Origin of the sequence: Sporosarcina aquimarina, from assembly GCF_019748715.1 — a bacterium.
Taxonomy (GTDB): Bacteria; Bacillota; Bacilli; order Bacillales_A; family Planococcaceae; genus Sporosarcina; species Sporosarcina newyorkensis.
The window spans coordinates 1-19,327 of the sequence record NZ_JACLBZ010000011.1 but is presented as its reverse complement, the minus strand read 5'-3'; the positions used below and the strand labels follow the sequence as shown (position 1 = coordinate 19,327).

Below are 19,327 nucleotides of genomic sequence, written 5' to 3'. Positions count from 1 at the left end.
CTTATACATAGCCGTCCAGCTTGGCGGATGCTCCGTTGAGATATATTTTTAAATATTAATAGAGGGGAACATAAGAATTATTATGAATTCAAGACATATAGGGAGCTCGTCTCTCCAAAAGGAAGGTCGGTTATACTTTATTGATAACCTAAGGGCAGCTCTTACAATGTTAGTAGTGCTACATCATTTAGTGTATTTTTCCATCTATAACGAGGTATTATCACAAGGGTCTATTGGGGTTGTTATGGGTCTTCTATTCCTTGCTTTTAATCAGACTTTTTTCATGGGGACGTTTTTTCTTATTTCTGGATATTTTGTTCCTTCATCTTTTGAACGTAATGGAGCAACCCGATTTATCAAAGATAGATTCATCCGGTTCCTAGTCCCGTTTATCTTCTACGTTCTCATTCTTAGTCAAGTTCAATCAATTGAAGTCTATATGCTTAACCAGGAGCCATTTACATGGCAAACCTATTTTTCACATTTAACCTATGGCCCGATGTGGTACGTCGAGCTACTTTTCGTATTCGTTTGTTTATACGCAGTTTGGGCGAAATTTATGAGTAAAAATAAGCTATCAGTAGTTCGTCAGAGTACGCCACCCACCTACAGGATGTTTACAGTCTTTGTCATGATATTAGCAGTAGGATACTTCATCATAAGACTGTGGGTCCCTGCTCTTGATTTACCCGGTGGATCTCCCGGGGTTCAATCATTTGTTGGACTTTTTACAGCAAGCGGCTATGATCTCCCACAATATGTCGGGCTATTCATTTTGGGCATCATCGCTTACCAACGCAATTGGTTTCGAAATACTCCTGATTCTATGGGTAGAGCGGGTTTTGGAATTGCAATTGGAGCATCGATTCTTCTCCTTCCCTTAGTCTTGATATTTGGGGTAGACGGATTACAGTTTTCTGGCGGCTGGAACTGGACATCTTTGGTTTATTCTCTTTGGGAAGCTCTATTTTGTGTTGGCATCATTCTCGGATTAATCATATTCTTTCGCAAAAGAGTTTTTCATCAAGGAAAAGGTTGGAGCTTCTTGTCAACCCATTCCTTCGTGATTTACATCATTCATATACCGATTATCGCTATTGTTATTGCTGGATTGAAGGTCATCCACTTTCCACCATCCTTCATGTTTCTAGCTATGATTCTGATCACGATACCACTTTGCTTCTTGTTAGGTTATATAATTAGGCAGATTCCCTTTGTGTCAAAGATTCTTTAGGGATGGTGAGTTTTAAAGAAAAAAGAGGATACGACGATAACCATATCTGCCCTTATGCTTCTCAAAAATAGAACTAATGAGCCTTTTCTACTTTGGATTTTTATCTGAGTGCTTAAAAGTATTAATTTTATAATAATAAGTGTTACGTGGAATACCGGCAATTTTGAGTAATGCCTTCACAGGATAATCGTGACTTAGCTCATATACTACTTTTACTTTTTGTTTTGTCGTATTTTGTTTTCTTCTTGAACTAAGGCTTTCAACTTTTTCAAATAGAATTTTCCATTTAATAATATGTATAAATTTTTACTCCCACCTGGCTTATGTTCAGTTGGGCTTTTTTGTATTTAATGAATATTTTTTAAAAATATTGCTTTTATTTTTGGCATTTCATAAAAAATCTTGTTGAAGGTTATGAAAGGGGAAATCATCACCCACCTTTGCAGTTGCGAAGGGAGAGGAAATGCATGATAGAACCAGATCGTACCGAGTGGCAAGTTCGCTGTGCATTTAATGCTTTTTGTAAACGTGTATTGAAGAATGAAGCAATTAATATTTTCAACGAAAGACAACAACGACAAGCAAAGGAGATGACATTTTCTGATCTCACACCACAAGAAGAAAATCAACTCTATACCTTAGATAAGCAATATGAAGGAGAAGAAGGACAAAGTTTTCAAGTGGCTGGAAAGAAAATAACTCCGAAATTACTCGCTGAAGCGTTGCGTACTTTGCCAAAAGAAAAGCGTAAGACTGTCCTTTTATACTACTTTTTTGACAAATCAGATGTAGAAATAGCTGAACTACTCGATATTCCACGTAGTACCGTTCAGTATAGGAGGACAAGCTCTTTCAAAAGGTTAAGACGATTTTTGGAGGAACATGCAGATGAATGGAGTGATTAATTCTAATGTTGGAAACAACGAGCGTGGTTTATTGCCGTACCCAATTATTTTAGCTGCAAATAAGGGTGAGCCAGAAGCAATGAAAGTAGTTGTTCTACATTATGGAAGCTATATGACAAGCCTATCCATGCGTAAGCTCCGTGATGAACAAGGAAACACTTATTGGGGCATCGATGAAGATACACGCGAACGCTTACGAGCGAAGCTTATGCAATCTGTTTTAGCTTTCAAAATTTGAATACAGAATGGTTAGGTTTTCCCTTTCATTAATCATATATTTGTTCTTTGACAAAGAAAGCACGGAAGATAACGCTGTGCAGTATAAACTAAAAAATCAGATACATTTTACTGATGACGAGCCACTTGATTCATACGCCATGACTTTCGTTAGAAACGAGCGATAATCTATGAATCTAATGCAATCGTGGTGGATTGCTGGCGATAACCCATCAGTTAGGATAATGATACTCCTTTATCGTCATGGTTCGAGCGTTCAAAGCGTCGCAAGCTATGAGTAGGGCTGGAAGAAATACTTGCAGGGGTGAAATTCCCGTGGAGCTGCACCGGCAGCCGTCTGATTTTTGATATTCAATTTAGCAAGATAGGTTAAAGTAACTACCAAGTTATGACATTGAATCCTTTTTATTTTAGTGCAAGAGCCAAATTCACGCAACGTATTAGAATTAGTTTTATAGACGCGATATAATAATAGACAGATATCAAATAGCATATCCTAGTCTATGGAAAGGAGTTCATATGGTCACAGTCACTAAAAAAGACTTGATAGCACTAGGTTATGGTCCCTCTTTTTCAGCTGATATCATTAGAGAGTGTAAAAAACTAATGATTTCAAAAGGGCATACGTATTATCAATCTAAAAAGTTAGATCGTGTTCCTAAAGAAGCTGTAGAGGAAGTATTAGGGATAACTTTAGATGTGTGATTTGTACTTCTTGCACTAATTGCGTAAGGAGTGAAATCATGACTAAAGATATCGTCAAAAAGGCAAAGAACGGAACTTATTATTTTAGGGCAAATTTAGGATATCACCCCATCACTGGCAAGCAAATTCAGAAGTATCGCAGTGGTTTTAAGACTAAAAAAGAAGCAAGGGAAGAATATTCGAGGTTACTTCTTACAAAGTCAGACGCATTAGAAGAAAAGCAAGATGACGTTTTATTCCAACATTTTATTGAAGATATTTTCTTACCTTGGTATAAAACACAAGTAAAAGGAAGAACGTACGATAATCGATTACCAACTGTAAGAAAACATTTCACTTTTTTTAATAACTTAATCACAACAGAAATTACCCCAATTCATGTTCAAAAATGGCAATTAGCGTTATCTAAAAAGAAGTATCGTTCTTCTTATATTAGAAATGTTCAAGGGTTGTTTTCTATGGCAATGGATCGAGCTGTTGTTTTAGGATTAGCTGAAAATAATCCATCAAAAATTGTAGGTAATGTGAAGAAAACAAAGACAAAAATAGACTTTTGGACAAAAGAGGAATTTGAAAAAGTCATCTCTCTCTTTTATAAGGAAGACTACTATCAACATTTTTTATTTATCTCGTTATGGTTTTTATTTATGACAGGTATGCGGATTGGAGAAGCCACTGCGATTCAATGGGAAGATATTGACTTTAACAAAGGTCTGTTATATATCGATAAAACACTTTACTATAAGAATTTGGATAATTATTCTTTTGTAGAACCAAAAACAAAGGCTAGTGTTCGTCATATTGCATTAGATGGAGATACATTAACGTTACTCCGCGAATGGAAGGACGTGCAGCAATCTGTCGTTCAAACCAATTTTGTAATGAGCTATAATGGTATCCCCACACAAAAGCATACGTTAGCGAATGCCATTACACGTTTTTCAAAAAAAGCTGGGGTTCATCGAATTAGATTACATGCTTTAAGACATTCTCACGCTTCTTTGCTTATTAGTATGGGCGAAAACCCATTAATCATTAAAGACCGCCTAGGGCATGAAGATATTGAAACGACACTTGGCACCTACGGACATTTGTATCCTAACAGTAACTTTGAAGTAGCCCATAAATTAGAAGGTATTATGTCGTACCAAACAGCAACAGAAAATGAAGATACTTCACCCAAGAATCAATTCACTGCTCGTTACCTGCGTAAAGGATTAAAAACAAATAATGCAATAACAATGCAATGAAAATAGAGTAAAGAGCCGAAACCCTTACAAACAAAGGGGTTTCAGCTCTCCTTCTACTACTCCCACTCAATCGTGCCAGGTGGTTTTGCCGTAATATCATATACAACACGATTCACTTGGTCAACTTCTGTTGTAATACGCGTACTGATTTTTTCCAATACATCCCAAGGTATACGTGCCCAGTCGGCCGTCATACCATCAACCGAATGAACTGCGCGAATACCAACTGCATAGTCGTAAGAACGCTTTTCGTTACGAACGCCGACACTTCGAATATTCGGAAGGACTGCGAAGTATTGCCAGATTGAACGGTCGAGTCCTGCTTTTGCAATTTCATCACGCAAAATCCAGTCTGCATCGCGAACAATCTCAAGCTTGTCCTCTGTAATTTCTCCAAGTACACGAACTCCTAGTCCAGGGCCCGGGAATGGTTGGCGATGAACGATTTCATCCGGCAAACCAAGCTCTGCACCAACCGCGCGAACTTCATCTTTAAATAGCGCACGGAGAGGTTCGATTAATTCAAAATCCATATCTTCCGGTAATCCACCGACATTATGATGTGATTTGATTGTAGCGGAAGTTGCTGTACCGCTTTCGATGATATCTGCATAAATTGTTCCTTGTGCCAGGAACTTAATGCCGTCCAATTTTGCGGATTCTTCATCGAAGACATAAATGAATTCATTGCCGATAATTTTACGCTTTTGCTCAGGGTCCGTAATGCCCTCAAGTTTGTCCAAGAATCGTTTGCGTGCATCCACTTTAATGAAATGCATGCTGAATTGTTCACTAAATGTCTTTACAACACTTTCAACTTCGCCTTTACGGAGTAGTCCATGGTCGACGAAAATACAAGTTAGCTGATCCCCAATTGCACGGTCGATCAAAGCCGCTACTACTGATGAATCAACTCCGCCGCTTAATGCGCAAAGCACTTTACGATCTCCAACAGTCGAGCGGATTTTTTCCACTTCAATTTCAATGAACCGTTCCATTGTCCAATCGCCTTTTGCTTTACAAATATCAAATACAAAATGACGCAACACTTCTTTGCCTTGTTCTGAGTGGTGAACCTCAGGATGGAATTGAACTCCATAGACCTGTTGCTCGTCGTTTGAAATCGCTGCAATATTACCAGCAGAATCTTTTGCGGACGCAGTGAATCCTTCGGGTAATTGCGCAACATGAGCGCTTTGCCCCATCCAGACGCTTTGCTTCTCTGTTTGCCCAGCAAACAATGTAGATGTGGTATCTGCCGTAATGGACTCTTGTCGGTAAGTGCGATCTGCCAGCTTTTCCAATGTACCGCCAAAATGATTCACGATTAGCTGAGTCCCATAATTGACGCCTAAGACAGGAATACCTAATGTGAAGATTTCTGGATTGATATCATAAGCAGCAGAATCCCCAACGGAAGATGTTCCACCAGAAAGGACAATACCAACCGGATTCATTTTCTTCAATTCATCAACAGTCGTTGTATGTGCATGAAGCTCACTATACACACCGAATTCACGGATCGTACGCGTGAGAAGCTGATTATACTGACTGCCGTAATCGAGTACCACAATTTTTTCTTGTTCGACTAACAAAGGAGCGTTTGACAACTGATCCACCTCTTCCAATTTAATAGTGCCGATTCATGCCTCAATCACAAAAGACGCGTAAGAAAGTAACTTTCCACGCGCCTTTTCCGCCAAAGAATACATATAACGTAATACAATGGCAGTCAACGTTCGTTATAGCAAGATATATGAGGTCATATCAAGCATTCATTCGCTACATATTTTACGCATGTTTTTTAAAAAAATCAACAAGTTGAACTAATGATTAAATCTTCCCACACTTCATTTAATTTAATCCAATCCTGCGACGTCCGATCATTTCCGTAAATTGCCTTTTCATACGCATCTGTCAGCATATGCATACGTTCGCCACCGTATTGTTCATCAACTAGTATGGCGTATTGAGAGAGTGTCATTCCTGGCTCTTTCGGCAAGCCAGCGCGTGATAATTGTTTTACTAGTTGGATGTACTGCTGTTCGAATTTCTGCCAGCCATCCGGTCGCTTTCGAAGTTGCTTCACTCGCCATTTCGGCAGCCAGCTTCTTCGCTTTTGATAAGCAAATACTATACCGCCAACTAATAAAAGTACAAGTACTGCATACAACCACCATTGAGTGAAGAACCATATGAATTGTCCTTTCAACTTGCTGAACATCGATGGTGTTGTGTTCTTCTTTTTCTGTTGCTGTTCTTTTTCTACTTGTTCTTTTTCTGGTTTCTTCTTAATTTGCTCTTCTTCATCTTTAGTTACGACGTCAAATTTTATTTCAGTCGGATGGGTAAATCCTATTGTCGGCTCAAAGGGCATCCATCCGACATCTGGAATATACGCCTCTACCCACGAATGAGCCTCATCATTCGTCACGCGATAGACAGTTTTTCCCGACGCTTTATACGAAAGCTCACCTGGTGCAAAGCCTTTCACCCAACGTGTCGGAATCCCTGCTGAACGCAACATTACAGCCATAGATGTTGAAAAATTATCACAGTACCCTTTTTTCGTATCGAATAAAAATTGGTCTACATAATCCTGATTGGGACTTGGATATGCTACATTCTGTGTCTCATAAGTAAAGCCATTCCTTTTAAAATACTGTTCCACCGCTTTGGCTTTATCATACACACTCGTTTCCTTCTCCGTAATAGACAAAGCCAAATCTTTTACACGTTTTGGCAATTCGTCAGGAAGTTGCATATAGCTATTCAAATTTTCCGGCGCAGCTTCATACGCGATCATTTCAGTTTTCTTTAAAGTAGACATGGAATACTTAGGTGTTACGTACTCCACTTCATAATTATCCAATTCTTCTTGGACACCCATCAGCATATACAAACGGTTTGCATCTATTTCGTGCATGATGGAAAGCGACTCTGGATAGAAAAACTTTTGCGTACCGTAAGGCGAAACCAAGAACGGCAAATGCTCTGAGAATTGTAATTTCGCGTAGGACGGCTCTGCATCTTCTGATTCCCATAAATCTTCATTTGTATGCAAGATTTCAGAATCGGACTCTTGATTTTGTACCCAACCTTTAGACGTGTACGTATCCTTGGTCTCAATTCGCCAATACTGTCGTTTTTGCACATCCGCCTCAAATACCAACTGATGGTCTTGGACGAAAGCTCCGCCCAATTGTGAATCGTCCGGGTCATAGCCGGCCTTTGAAACACCTTCGCCATCCTTATTCCCTGACATATCACTCATCGATAATAAAAAGGGCACGGGATCAGGCCAAGCGGGCGGGTGAACAGGGGCATTCTTCGATAGCAAACCAACAGAAGCAACGAGTAGTAACAACGGTAATGACAACAGCAACAATCGTTTCGGACGAATCGGAATTCGTTCTTTTCCTGTCAATTTAATGAGTGTTAAATAGCCAACAATCAACAGTCCCACCATCATAATCCGAACGATGGAAGCGGATGCATCATATGAACTGAACGTATCGAGCAGCGCGATAAACACAACCGTGATCGCAAAAAACATCATCATGCTATTGCGCACTTCTATCCAATGTCGTATTAAATACGAAATCATCCAAATTAATGTATATAGTAAAACAGTGCGAAATAGATTCGACAGCTCGCCTATATCGCCTTGGAATAAAAACATCAAATTCTGTTTAAGATCTATGAAAATAAGGCCGATCGACTCCATAGAGTAAAACAGTTGATCAAAATATATGTAGTGGAGTGTCCACAGTATATAAAGGAGTTGTAATGGAGCATTTAGCCACCAAGGCACGTCGAATAAAGCTAAGACAAAGAATAATAGTAAATAAATAAGGAAAAGAGAAGGATAACCGAAGTCGGTCAACTCCATGATCGGTATAAACCATTCCCAAAGCATTACAATGCTCAACGCGTATAAAAATACGAGTACCTTCCAGTTCAAATTGTTTTTTTTCAAGATGTCACCGCCTCTTTCAGCGCAGATGAAACATTCGTTTTACTGATAATCTGAACCGTAATTCCCAGTCGTCTGACCTGCTCAATTATCACTTGAAGATTTTCCGATTCATCGTTCTGGGTTACAAAGCACACAACGGAAGCAGGATTCGGGCAGAACTGAAGAACACTATGGATAAACTCCATTCGCAAATTCCCTGTAATGACCAGCAACTTACTACTCGCATCCATTTTCTGTAATGGCATTGAAACGCTCCCCGTCCCATCTGATTGGATCTTCGCCAAATGAACGAGTGCTTGCTGCATTTGATCGCCCGATTGAATCGCCGGAAATACCGCAGGCCGATCCCCGCTAATCATCAAAGTAAGCATAGCTTGATGATTTCTGGCTGCGGTTAGGATGGAAGCTGCGAGTTCCACTGTGTCCTCAAACGTTTCCGAAGAAGAACTGTCCAGTAACACTGTATACTGTTCAGAGTGCTGTTCGTCGAATTCTTTCGTCATAAGTTTATTCGTACGCGCAAATGATTTCCAATGAATCCAAGACATCCGATCACCTGCAGCATATTCTCGGACGCTTGACGGTATAGTCGCATCTTTTGCCAGCATGTAGGCAGACATCTTCTGTCCTTCACTTGTTCGTGAATTCGCTGATTCATACAGCACATCGGTCATTTTCGGGTACACCAGAAATGAATCTTGGAGCGCATAGACGCGTCGCTTTCGAATCCAATTAAAAAAGTCCACCACTTCAATTTCCACAGCTTTCAACCGATATTCGCCACGCTGAATATTCGTCAGAGTATATGAATATTCGTACCGTCTTCGAAAGCCCCACAACACGATTTGCTGTACTGTCCGTTCCTTGTTGGCATGCTCTCTTTTATCTATAATTACTGTATACAACAAAGGCATCGGCAACTTTCGTTCAATAATCAAACGAACGATTACCCGTCCCCCGCGTGTCAATTGTTCAGCTGAAATCTTCCGTTTCACAGTGAAATCTCGTAACGGATAAAAATAAAGCAGGATAGAATACAATACAAATGGCAACAGCATATAGAAGATAAACCAACTGACGAATCCACCTTGAAATTTCGCAAAAATATAGGACGCTACACCAATCCCAACAACTCCGACAATACTACCAATCGATTTTAAGCGCTTAATCAGTTGCTTCATACAGAAGTTGGCCGCTGAACTGGCACTTCCAAACGAGATAAAACCTGTCGGATGAGCTCACTTGGGTCCATTCCTTTATATTTAGCTTCTGGCTTTAAAATCAAGCGGTGTGAAAATGCGTAGGGAGCTAGAAACTGCACATCATCCGGTAAGACAAATGAACGACCTTTAATAAATGCATATGCTTGACAGGCTTTCATGAGTGCGAGAGACCCCCGTGGACTTACGCCTAACGACACAGATTCATGATGACGCGTCGCTTCAGCACAATCTACTATGTAGGAAACAACCGTATTGTCTACAACGACTTCTTGGACTTTCTGCTGCAATTCCAATAACTCTTCTATCGTCACAATAGGTCCTATCTGCTCAATCGGTGTTTGCTGCTCTGCCCGCTTTAAAATATCCATTTCTTGTTGCTTTGATGGATAGCCCATTTTCAATTTGAAAATAAAACGGTCCAGTTGAGCTTCCGGTAACGGATACGTCCCTTCATATTCAATTGGATTTTGCGTAGCCATTACGAAAAATGGTTTAGGAAGTTGAATCGTCGTGCCATCTACAGTAATCGATGCCTCTTCCATGCCTTCCAATAAAGCTGCTTGTGTTTTCGGTGATGTCCGATTAATCTCATCCGCCAACACAATATTGCCAATCAGTGGGCCAGGTCGAAATTCGAACTGCATCGTTTGCGGATTATAAATCGAAACCCCCGAAACATCGGACGGCAATAAATCGGGCGTAAATTGTATTCGTTTAAATTGTGCACCAATCGATGTTGCAAGCGCTCTCACTAACATGGTTTTTCCAACGCCCGGCACATCCTCAAGCAGCACATGGCCACCCGCCAGCAATGCCGTAATACTTAACTCCGCAACTTCTCGTTTGCCGACAATGACTTTCTCTATATTCCCCAGTACTTGTTCGATCCACTGTGAATGCATATCGTTTCCCCCTCAATTCACTAACTCATCCCATTTATCTTTATTCAGCAGGTGTTCAAACACCCGCTGAATGAGGATAATACCTTCGGCGGATGTCACAGATTCTGAAAGGAGTGAATCGGACATGCTCGATTCAAAATCTGGACGCAATTACGCCGAGGCGTAATTGATCTGTATTAAACTATCATACCTGAAACTATTAGGTCCGACAAACAGAAAAACTGCCGCCTTCTGTTAAACAAAAGGCAGGCAGTTCTTATTTCCAAAAGTCATCGAATACTGTAATCGGTAAGTGTCGTTTGTGAGCAGACCGCAAATAATGCCCTTCTATTCGCTCGCGTGCCTCATCAGAGACTTCTTTACCTTCCAAATAGTCGTCAATTTCATCATACGTCACACCCAGTGCAATTTCATCGGGTATAGCCGGTTTATTCCCCTCGAGGTCAGCAGTCGGGATTTTATTGTACAAGTGCGGCGGACAATCCAGCGCCTGCAACAGCTGTCTTCCCTGACGTTTATTCAGGCGATAGATCGGCATAAGATCCGCCGCACCATCCCCGAACTTCGTGTAAAAACCTGTAATTGCTTCTGCGGCGTGATCCGTTCCAAGAACAACGGCATGATGAACTGCTGCCACTGAAAATTGGACTTTCATTCGTTCACGGGCCTTTTCATTCCCTTTATCGAAGTCCGTAAGATGCAGGCCCGCATTGGCAAGGGCGCGCTCACTGGCATCTACCGCTTCTTTTATATTCACGGAATAGACGATCGATGGCTGGATGAAATTTAACGCATCCTGACAGTCATCTTCGTCAAACTGGACACCATATGGCAAGCGAACCGCATAGAAGCGATAGTCTTCTTTACCCGCTTCTTCATTCAACTCGTTTATTGCCATTTGTGCAAGCATGCCGACTAACGTTGAATCTTGACCGCCCGAAATCCCTAAAGTAAAGCCTTGCAAAAATGTATTCTTCTTCAAATAAGCTTTTAAAAATTCAATGGAAGTCCGGATCTCTTGCTGCGGATCGATTTCCGGCTTCACTTTTAGTGCTTGGATAATTTCTTGCTGCAATGTCAACGCTCCCACTCCTTTGCTTCATTTAAAGTTATTTACCATCTCATGAACTTCTTCAATGTTACGTCTTTTATTGTCCCAACATTTCTGACTGAGATCGACAGGATACTCCTCTGGATTTAATGAACGTTTATATTCTTCCCATAACAGTTCGAGGTTCTGTTGTGCGTATGCACGGATGTCATAAACGGCCGGATTCTCATAAATCACTTCACCTTTACGGATCACTTGTTCATGTAAATTGACCGCCTTGAAATTCGTAACAAATTTCGAGATGAATGTGTGTACCGGATGGAACATTTTAATCCGTTCCTCTTGTGTCGGATCCTCGTCATGCATCGTAATGTAATCACCCTCCGCTTTGCCGTTTTCCAGATCGATAATCCGGTACAGTTTTTTGCGTCCTGGTGTTGTCACTTTTTCCACATTGGCCGAGATTTTAATTGTATCTTCCATCTCACCATCACTGTTTTCAATAGAGACAATTTTATAGACCGCTCCAAGCGCAGGCTGATCATAAGCAGTAATCAATTTGGTGCCGATCCCCCAAATATCAACTTGCGCGCCTTGTGCTTTTAAGTTCAAAATCGTGTATTCATCCAAATCATTGGAGACGACAACTTTCGCGTCCGGGAAGCCCGCTTCATCAAGCATACGGCGAGTTTCTTTTGACAAGAACGCAATATCTCCGCTGTCGAGCCGAACACCGATAAAATTGATGCTGTCGCCAAGTTCTTTGGCAACTCTAATCGCAGTAGGTACACCGATTTTCAAAGTATTGTAAGTGTCCACTAAAAATACGCAGTCCTTATGACGTTGTGCGTAGACTTTAAAAGCAGTGTATTCGTCTTTATACGCTTGAACGAATGAATGCGCATGGGTACCGGAAACTGTCAGGCCAAAGCGTTTTCCAGCCCGCACATTACTCGTTGATTCGACACCGCCGATTACAGCAGCCCGTGCTCCCCAGATCGCCGCATCCATTTCGTGCGCACGTCGACTGCCGAATTCCATAACGATATCATCCTTTACAACCTGCTTAATCCGACTAGCTTTCGTGCTGATCAACGTCTGATAATTGATGATATTGAGCAATGCCGTTTCAATCAGTTGTGCTTCAAGCAATGGTGCTTCAATACGAATCATTGGTTCATTCGCGAAGACCAGCTCGCCTTCTTTCATGGAATAAACATCCCCAGTAAAGCGAACATCTTTCAGATACTCCAAAAAGTCATCAGCAAATCCAAGTTCTTCACGCAAATATGCTAAGTCGCTTTCAGTAAATGAAAACTCCTGCAAATATTTCAATACATGTTCAAGTCCTGCAAAAATAGCATAGCCATTTCCAAACGGGATCTTTCTGAAATACAATTCAAAAATAGCTTTCCGTTCGTGTATGCCATCCGCCCAGTAGGATTCCGCCATGTTTAATTGATAAAGATCTGTGTGTAACGCTAGGCTATCGTCTGAATATGATGAGGTCATAGTCGTCTCCTTCTTCCGCTGCAATGATGGTACCATTATACACTATTTCCCCTTTTTCTTCGTAAAGTAACCATCTTCGTCATAATTCATTCTTGAAACTTTTTGACTTTCACTTCGTACAGAAGTATAAGGAGTGATAATATTGAATATAATCTTGCTTGTGTCCGTTATCGTTGTTTTCGGCTTTTTAATTTTAACTAAGTTAGATGCCATTGAAAGACGCCTGGCTCGGCAGCAGTCAATGCTGAATCAATTGACACAAAATTTCCCCGAGCCGCCTGCAAATGATGAAATCCTTTCATTGATCCATGCCGGTGAGAGTATAAAAGCAGTGAAACTATCAAGAGAAATGTATGGTTTCTCTTTATTGGAAGCAAAAGAATATGTAGATCGATTAAAAGAAGATATATGAGAAAAAACCTTCCTAAGTTGGAAGGTTTTTCAATGACGATCAACAGTCATTTACTATTATATAAGCAGCTTTCACAGGACCATGTACTCCGATTACCAAATTCATTTCAATGTCTGCAGAGTTACTGGGACCCGTAATGAAGTTGATGCAGGAAGGCACTTGTTCGCCGTTATCTATTTTCTCTCGTATCAAGTCTGCCGCCTGGGTGATTCTTGGAACGAGCGTACTTTTCGGAATAATCGCGATATAATTCGTAGGCAACAAGCTAACGGAACGTCCTTTATCAGAACTGCTTAACAGCACGACAGTACCCGATTCCGCAAGAGTCATATCACTGAATGTAATTCCAATATTCGCTTGTTCCGCCAATTCGATATTCTTCTCACCGAGTGTAGTGTCCCAGCTATTCACTTCTATATTTTCCGCCGGCCATTCATTTTCAATTAAATTGGTCAACCCGTATTTGTCAAAACGCTCATCTTTCCATAACGACAACGGTCCACCGCCGTATAATTTGACGGCTTCAGCCAAGGTTTTTGGAAGATCTGCCAACTTTGTCTCAATTAAATCCGTATGAATTTGCAGACATTGATTGCGCAGCACTTCTAACAGTTCATCTGCTGAAGCGTCCTTTAATACCGCGCGTTGCGGCTGATGTTTCCACACGGGTTTCTGCACGTTCAATTTAGGTTCCCGACCTAAACGGGTGGCAATTTCAGTAAGGAAGGTGTCTCGGTTTCGAATCGTTCCTGTCATGATTATTTGCCTCCTTTCTGATCATAGAACCAATCGCGGAAACGTTGATTGCCTACAGCAGGAAACTCACGCAAGTCCGTCCACTCTTTAAGCGGACCCGGTCCTTTTGAGATGCGATCGTTTTTCGTCAATGGTCTCATCGCAGTGGAAGCAACTTTCGCTCCCATGGAATACAACGGATTGGATGAGGCTCCAATTCCAAACGCTTTCATTGCAAGTCTTTCGGAAATCGGTGCTCTGCCTTCTTCTTCCACGATGACTTGACGATGCTGATGAAGCAACTCATGAAGCGGAATCTTTACCGGACACGCATCCGTACATGCTCCGCATAACGTAGAGGCATACGGCAGTTCCTTGAAATCATCATAACCGCCAAGCAAAGGTGACAATACTGCACCAATCGGCCCCGAGTAAATCGAGCCGTAAGAATGCCCGCCAATATGACGATAGACAGGACAGACGTTGACGCAAGCAGCACAACGGATGCATTGCAAAACTGATTGGAATTCAGTACCTAGAATTTCCGAACGTCCATTGTCTACGATCACTAAATGAAATTCCTCAGGACCATCCACATCCCCTTCGCCTCTTGGGCCTGTCAACGCGGTCACATAGCTTGTCAATTTTTGACCAACCGCACTGCGTGTCAAAAGGCTGACCAGTACTTCGAATTCTTCAAAGGAAGGAACGACACGCTCCATACCCATCACTGTAATCTGTGTTTTCGGCAATGCGGAAACAAGCCGTGCATTCCCTTCATTGGTCACGAGACTGATCGATCCCGTTTCTGCAATTGCGAAATTACAGCCAGTAATGCCGATATCCGCTGCCAAAAACTCTTTGCGAAGCTTTTCACGTGCATGTAATGCCAGTTCCTCCGGCTTGGATGTTTTATTATAATCCAATTTCTCCGCAAAAACATCACGGATTTGATCTCTATTTTTATGTAGCGCCGGCGCTACGATATGAGATGGCGGATCGTGATCATCCACCTGCAAAATGTATTCACCTAAATCCGTCTCGATGACTTCACATCCAGCTTCTTCGAGAACTGAATTCAAATTAATCTCTTCCGTCACCATAGATTTAGATTTAACGACTTTCTTACCTTCTTTTTTCTCTACAACGTCCCGGATATATACGCTTGCTTCTTCCGCCGTTTTGGCAAAGAATACACGGCCGCCACGTTCGGCTACATTTTCACTGAGCTGATGCAAATAGAAGTCAAGATTTTCTAGGACATGCTGACGGATTTCTTCTCCATGAGAACGCCATTCCTCCCAGTTTCCGAGCTCTTCAGCAGCATCCAATCGACGACCGTGCAACCTTTCTTGTGCCCCTGCCACTGCCTTGCGCATAAAATCATCTGAAATATTATCTTTCGTTCGATCCGTAAAGTTTTTCGTACTGAATTTCATTGCCATAAAGCTTCACCTCATTTCTGAATTACTCGTGACTATTCAATACTTGCGCTATATGCATAACACGGATTGGCTTTCCTGTCCGTTCCGCACGTCCTCCAATATTCATCAAGCAGCCGCAATCCGCCCCGATTAAATAATCAGCCTCTGTTTCAATCGCACTGTTTACTTTTTCATCTACCATCTGTTCAGAAATGTCACCCATCTTGACCGAAAACGTGCCGCCAAAACCACAGCAATTATGAGCGTTTGGTAACGGAACCATTTCAAGACCTTCGACTTGCTCAAGTAATTTTTTTGGTGCTTCCTTGACGCCTAGCAATCTAGTCATATGGCAGGATGGATGATAAGTTGCTTTCCCAGATAGTTTTGCTCCGACATTCTCTACTTTGAGTACATCTACAAGAAACTCTGTGAATTCATACGTTTTATCTGCAAGCTCTTGAGCTTTCGTTCTCCATTGTGGATCATCTTTGAAAACTTCAGGATACATCTTGAACATCGTTGCGCATGATCCAGATGGCGTAACAACAAATTCCGCGCCATCAAACGTTTTGATCATATTTTTCATCGCCGATTTAGAATTTTCCACGTAGCCACTATTGTAGGCAGGCTGCCCGCAACATACCTGGCCTTTGGGGAAGGATAATTCACAGCCTTGCCTTTCCAATACTTCTACCATGTCTTTTCCTGCATCTGCATAAAACATGTCTACGAGACATGTAATAAATAAGCTGACTTTCATTTTCATTCACCTCTCTGGGATAGACTTTTCAGAGTCAACAGGTCATCAGATGACTTATAGTTATTTCATAGCATACTACAAAACTTTCAGGTTTAATAGATGTTCTCTATATTTTCTGTTAAAAAATTTCACCCGATTGCAAATCGGGTGAAATTGGTTACTCGCTTAGCGAGCGCATATAATTAGATAAAACCGATTCTACGTTAAACAAATGTTCTTTCATACTTGTAGCGGCTAGATCGGGTGATTCATTTTTAATTGCCAAGAAAATTGCTTCATGCTCTTCATGCAAACGGTCTACAGTCGTCGTTTCAGTGTACAGACAAATTCGGCGGGTTTCCCTCATCGATTCCCCCATCAGGTCAGATACTTGATTCATTAAACTGACCAAAATAGGATTTCCGCTGGCCCTGGCAATAGCAAAATGAAAGTCTAAATCTGCTTTTTCTCCGAGAAGAATATCTCCTGCGTGTTCCTTCATTTCGTTCAAGGCTTTTTCCATCTTAATTAAATCTGCTTCCGTACGTTTTTCAGCAGCAGCATATGCAGCACCGGCTTCTAATATCTTTCTGACCTCCAGTAAATGAAAGACATCTTCCTCGCCCATTAACATCGCACTATGCAGAGGGAACACCAAATCATCTGATGAAAATTCCATAACATATGTCCCTTCACCTTGACGCATTTCAATCAATCCCATTGCACGTAAAGAAGTCAATGCTTCGCGAATAGCTGAACGTCCCACATTAAAGCTTTCCGCCAATTGCTGAACAGATTCTAGTTTATCTCCTGGCTTCAACTCCCCCGAGCGGATCGAATTCAATAACGCTTCAGCTACTTCTTCATATATTTTCTTCGGCTTGATTTGCTTATATTTCAAGAATCTTCACTCCTGTCTTCTACTCTCATTATAATCCATAATGCATTATTATGACTTAAAACGTGTAAACAAAGCATGTAATCTAAAAATATAAAAAATTGCTTGTCTTTTAATATGGTAGTCTATATAATCGTGAAAAGAGTTATCAGTCATTAGGTCATCAGATGACCTAATGATCTAACACTATTTGAAAACGCTTTCCAATCTAACCTATCAAAAAGGAGGCTATTTATTTGAACTTATTGATTTTATCGCTGATTGCTTTATTGCCTATTGTCACGATTTTAGTTTTTCTTGTCTTATTGAACTGGCCTGCTAGCCGGGCTATGCCTATTGCTCTCGTTGTCACTGCTCTCATCGCTATATTCATCTGGGGAACAAAAGGTAATATCGTTGCAGGAGCTGCATTTAACGGTTTAATTACTGCCTTGGAAGTTATATTTATCGTCTTCGGTGCAGTATTACTGTTAAATACCATTAAAGAAAGCGGTGCCATACATACAATTCGGAACGGTTTCACTTCGATTTCACCTGACCGGCGAATTCAAGCGATTATCATTGCGTTCTTATTTGGTTCCTTTATCGAAGGTGCATCAGGTTTTGGCACGCCCGCTGCTGTTGCTGCCCCACTGTTAGTTGCCGTAGGTTTCCCTGCACTAGCTGCTGTCATGGTATCACTCGTTATTCAAAGTACTGCCGTTTCTTTTGGAGCCATTGGTACTCCAATACAAATCGGCGTAAATACTGGTCTTGCGGATCAACCAGCCGTTATGACGGCATTGGATAAAATGGGTATGAGCTTCCCGGAGTACTTACTCCAAATCACTACCAACACGGTTTTGATCCATGGCGTAGTCGGCTCATTGATCCCATTATTTTTGGCAGCTTTACTGACTCGCTTCTTTAGTCCCAGCAAGTCATTCCGTGAAGGTTTAAAAGTCTGGAAATTCGCTCTATTCGCAGGGTTGGCCTTCACTATTCCGTATTTCCTGATCGGCCTTACATTAGGTCCTGAATTTCCTTCTTTACTTGGCGCACTCGTGTCATTGATCATCGTCGTTCCTGCTGCTCGTAAGGGATTGTTCATGCCTAAAACAGAAGATTCGTTTGAATTTCCACCTCGTGCCCAGTGGGAGGAGGATTGGTTCGGCAAGCTGAACCATGAAGCTGCCAAGCCTTTGGATGAAAGCCGTAAGATTTCTATGTTAAATGCATGGATGCCATATGTCGTACTTGCAGTATTACTCGTCCTATCGAGAACGGCAGAGCCTTTCGAAAGTTTATTGAAACACTCAGCTATTACGTTGAAGTTTGAAGACATGTTCGGTTCAGGTATCACCACGGTCTCGACACCTTTATTCTTGCCTGGCTTTTTCTTTATTGTAGCTTCACTGTTTGGTTACTTCTTTCATCGAATGAAACCTAGGGAGTATTTATCAGCATGGAAAAGCTCATTTATCACGGCGGTAACCGCGGGGGTGGCACTGATCTTTGCTGTACCGATGATCAAAATATTCTTGAATACTTCGCTTGCAGCAGGTAAAGCAGCGGCTGATAGTACATCATTAATAGGCGAAAACATGCCGTTAGTTTTAGCTGAAAGTGTCTCTGTCGTCGCTGGAGATTTCTGGCCGCTCGTTGCTCCAATTGTTGGTGCGCTCGGCGCTTTCATAGCAGGAAGCAATACGTTCAGTAATATGATGTTTTCTCTATTCCAATTCGGCGCCGCAGGCAATATCGGTTTGGATACGACACAAGCCGGAATTGTCGTTGCAATGCAGGCCGTAGGAGGCGCTGCCGGTAACATGATCTGTGTGCACAATGTTGTGGCAGCTTCGGCGACAGTTGGGTTGATCGGTAAAGAAGGTCTGTTGATCCGCCGTGTACTGTTCCCGCTCAGTTACTATTTATTGGCGGCTGGATTCTTCGGCATGGCATTTATCCACGGATTCCTAAATATCTGGTTGATCCTCGCTATCGGAATTATGGCGGCATATATCATAAAAATGGCGACAGATAAACGGATGTTGTCAGTAGAATCATTGCGTCAACCATCGTAATTATAGAATGCAAAAAGAGCCATTGTGTAGTGACCCCTAAAAGTTAGAGTTTTAT

General features: G+C 41.5%; 17 protein-coding genes. 7 read left to right on the top strand and 10 right to left on the bottom strand.

Translation table 11 applies throughout. The annotated features are described in order from the left end of the window. Window positions 1–82: 82 nt before the first annotated feature. From H7J92_RS05690 to H7J92_RS05670, 5 genes are all read left to right on the top strand, one after another. Window positions 83–1,234 (top strand): acyltransferase family protein, encoded by a 1,152-nt coding sequence (locus H7J92_RS05690; protein ID WP_221835861.1) that lies wholly within the window; start codon window positions 83–85, stop codon window positions 1,232–1,234. Between the two features lie 467 nt (window positions 1,235–1,701). Then, on the top strand, window positions 1,702–2,139 hold the full coding sequence (locus H7J92_RS05685) for an RNA polymerase sigma factor (RefSeq protein ID WP_077735385.1): 438 nt from the start codon (window positions 1,702–1,704) through the stop codon (window positions 2,137–2,139). Then, a complete protein-coding gene (locus H7J92_RS05680; protein WP_077735386.1) occupies window positions 2,123–2,377 on the top strand; it encodes a helix-turn-helix domain-containing protein in 255 nt (84 codons plus the stop codon). Before H7J92_RS05685 ends, H7J92_RS05680 begins: the two co-directional genes overlap by 17 nt. A gap of 518 nt (window positions 2,378–2,895) precedes the next feature. Further along, window positions 2,896–3,081, top strand: a complete 186-nt coding sequence (locus H7J92_RS05675; protein WP_018709270.1) for a DUF3173 domain-containing protein — start codon at window positions 2,896–2,898, stop codon at window positions 3,079–3,081. 38 nt (window positions 3,082–3,119) lie between these two features. Then, a complete protein-coding gene (locus H7J92_RS05670) occupies window positions 3,120–4,331 on the top strand; it encodes a tyrosine-type recombinase/integrase (protein ID WP_221835858.1) in 1,212 nt (403 codons plus the stop codon). A gap of 56 nt (window positions 4,332–4,387) precedes the next feature. Here H7J92_RS05670 and guaA read toward each other — a convergent pair whose 3' ends face one another. The 6 genes from guaA to H7J92_RS05640 all read right to left on the bottom strand — a co-directional run bounded on the left by guaA (window position 4,388) and on the right by H7J92_RS05640 (window position 12,998). Beyond that, window positions 4,388–5,941: a glutamine-hydrolyzing GMP synthase gene (gene guaA / locus H7J92_RS05665; RefSeq protein WP_040759842.1), complete on the bottom strand. Its 1,554-nt coding sequence runs from the start codon at window positions 5,939–5,941 to the stop codon at window positions 4,388–4,390. Window positions 5,942–6,144: 203 nt separating this feature from the next. Next, window positions 6,145–8,310: a DUF4129 domain-containing transglutaminase family protein gene (locus H7J92_RS05660; RefSeq protein WP_078818498.1), complete on the bottom strand. Its 2,166-nt coding sequence runs from the start codon at window positions 8,308–8,310 to the stop codon at window positions 6,145–6,147. Further along, a complete protein-coding gene (locus H7J92_RS05655) occupies window positions 8,307–9,491 on the bottom strand; it encodes a DUF58 domain-containing protein (RefSeq protein ID WP_078818499.1) in 1,185 nt (394 codons plus the stop codon). The genes H7J92_RS05660 and H7J92_RS05655 overlap by 4 nt, the downstream gene beginning before the upstream one ends. Then, window positions 9,488–10,435, bottom strand: a complete 948-nt coding sequence (locus H7J92_RS05650) for an AAA family ATPase (protein ID WP_009498647.1) — start codon at window positions 10,433–10,435, stop codon at window positions 9,488–9,490. Before H7J92_RS05650 ends, H7J92_RS05655 begins: the two co-directional genes overlap by 4 nt. A 256-nt stretch (window positions 10,436–10,691) precedes the next feature. Then, window positions 10,692–11,516, bottom strand: a complete 825-nt coding sequence (gene nadE, locus H7J92_RS05645) for an ammonia-dependent NAD(+) synthetase (RefSeq protein ID WP_078818500.1) — start codon at window positions 11,514–11,516, stop codon at window positions 10,692–10,694. Window positions 11,517–11,534: 18 nt separating this feature from the next. Then, entirely contained in the window at window positions 11,535–12,998 is a 1,464-nt protein-coding gene (locus H7J92_RS05640; protein ID WP_078818619.1) for a nicotinate phosphoribosyltransferase, read from the bottom strand. 142 nt (window positions 12,999–13,140) lie between these two features. Between H7J92_RS05640 and H7J92_RS05635 the strand changes: the two genes are divergently transcribed. Further along, window positions 13,141–13,410, top strand: coding sequence for a hypothetical protein (locus H7J92_RS05635; protein WP_040759845.1), 270 nt, complete (start codon window positions 13,141–13,143; stop codon window positions 13,408–13,410). A gap of 39 nt (window positions 13,411–13,449) precedes the next feature. Here the strand turns inward: H7J92_RS05635 and H7J92_RS05630 are convergent, their stop codons facing one another. From H7J92_RS05630 to H7J92_RS05615, 4 genes are all read right to left on the bottom strand, one after another. Next, complete coding sequence (locus H7J92_RS05630) at window positions 13,450–14,166, bottom strand: LutC/YkgG family protein (RefSeq protein ID WP_009498651.1); 717 nt, start codon at window positions 14,164–14,166, stop codon at window positions 13,450–13,452. 2 nt (window positions 14,167–14,168) lie between these two features. Beyond that, window positions 14,169–15,590 carry a LutB/LldF family L-lactate oxidation iron-sulfur protein gene (locus H7J92_RS05625; RefSeq protein ID WP_078818501.1) on the bottom strand — a complete coding sequence of 474 codons (1,422 nt, stop codon included), beginning with the start codon at window positions 15,588–15,590 and terminating at the stop codon, window positions 14,169–14,171. Between the two features lie 22 nt (window positions 15,591–15,612). Continuing rightward, window positions 15,613–16,332, bottom strand: a complete 720-nt coding sequence (locus H7J92_RS05620; protein WP_078818502.1) for a (Fe-S)-binding protein — start codon at window positions 16,330–16,332, stop codon at window positions 15,613–15,615. Window positions 16,333–16,489: 157 nt separating this feature from the next. Beyond that, window positions 16,490–17,212, bottom strand: coding sequence for a FadR/GntR family transcriptional regulator (locus H7J92_RS05615; RefSeq protein ID WP_009498656.1), 723 nt, complete (start codon window positions 17,210–17,212; stop codon window positions 16,490–16,492). A 233-nt stretch (window positions 17,213–17,445) separates the two neighbouring features. Here H7J92_RS05615 and H7J92_RS05610 point away from each other — a divergent pair, with 233 nt between their 5' ends. Continuing rightward, a complete protein-coding gene (locus H7J92_RS05610) occupies window positions 17,446–19,272 on the top strand; it encodes an L-lactate permease (RefSeq protein ID WP_221835855.1) in 1,827 nt (608 codons plus the stop codon). Window positions 19,273–19,327: the final 55 nt, after the last annotated feature.

Bases quoted from the DNA above. Each gene is read 5' to 3' on its own strand.
- H7J92_RS05690 (WP_221835861.1), top strand. From the start codon at position 83: ATGAATTCAAGACATATAGGGAGCTCGTCTCTCCAAAAGGAAGGTCGG.
- H7J92_RS05650 (WP_009498647.1), bottom strand. From the start codon at position 10,435: ATGCATTCACAGTGGATCGAACAAGTACTGGGGAATATAGAGAAAGTC.
- H7J92_RS05640 (WP_078818619.1), bottom strand. From the start codon at position 12,998: ATGACCTCATCATATTCAGACGATAGCCTAGCGTTACACACAGATCTT.
- H7J92_RS05625 (WP_078818501.1), bottom strand. From the start codon at position 15,590: ATGGCAATGAAATTCAGTACGAAAAACTTTACGGATCGAACGAAAGAT.
- H7J92_RS05630 (WP_009498651.1), bottom strand. From the start codon at position 14,166: ATGACAGGAACGATTCGAAACCGAGACACCTTCCTTACTGAAATTGCC.
- H7J92_RS05670 (WP_221835858.1), top strand. From the start codon at position 3,120: ATGACTAAAGATATCGTCAAAAAGGCAAAGAACGGAACTTATTATTTT.
- H7J92_RS05655 (WP_078818499.1), bottom strand. From the start codon at position 9,491: ATGAAGCAACTGATTAAGCGCTTAAAATCGATTGGTAGTATTGTCGGA.
- H7J92_RS05620 (WP_078818502.1), bottom strand. From the start codon at position 16,332: ATGAAAGTCAGCTTATTTATTACATGTCTCGTAGACATGTTTTATGCA.
- H7J92_RS05675 (WP_018709270.1), top strand. From the start codon at position 2,896: ATGGTCACAGTCACTAAAAAAGACTTGATAGCACTAGGTTATGGTCCC.
- H7J92_RS05685 (WP_077735385.1), top strand. From the start codon at position 1,702: ATGATAGAACCAGATCGTACCGAGTGGCAAGTTCGCTGTGCATTTAAT.
- H7J92_RS05680 (WP_077735386.1), top strand. From the start codon at position 2,123: ATGAATGGAGTGATTAATTCTAATGTTGGAAACAACGAGCGTGGTTTA.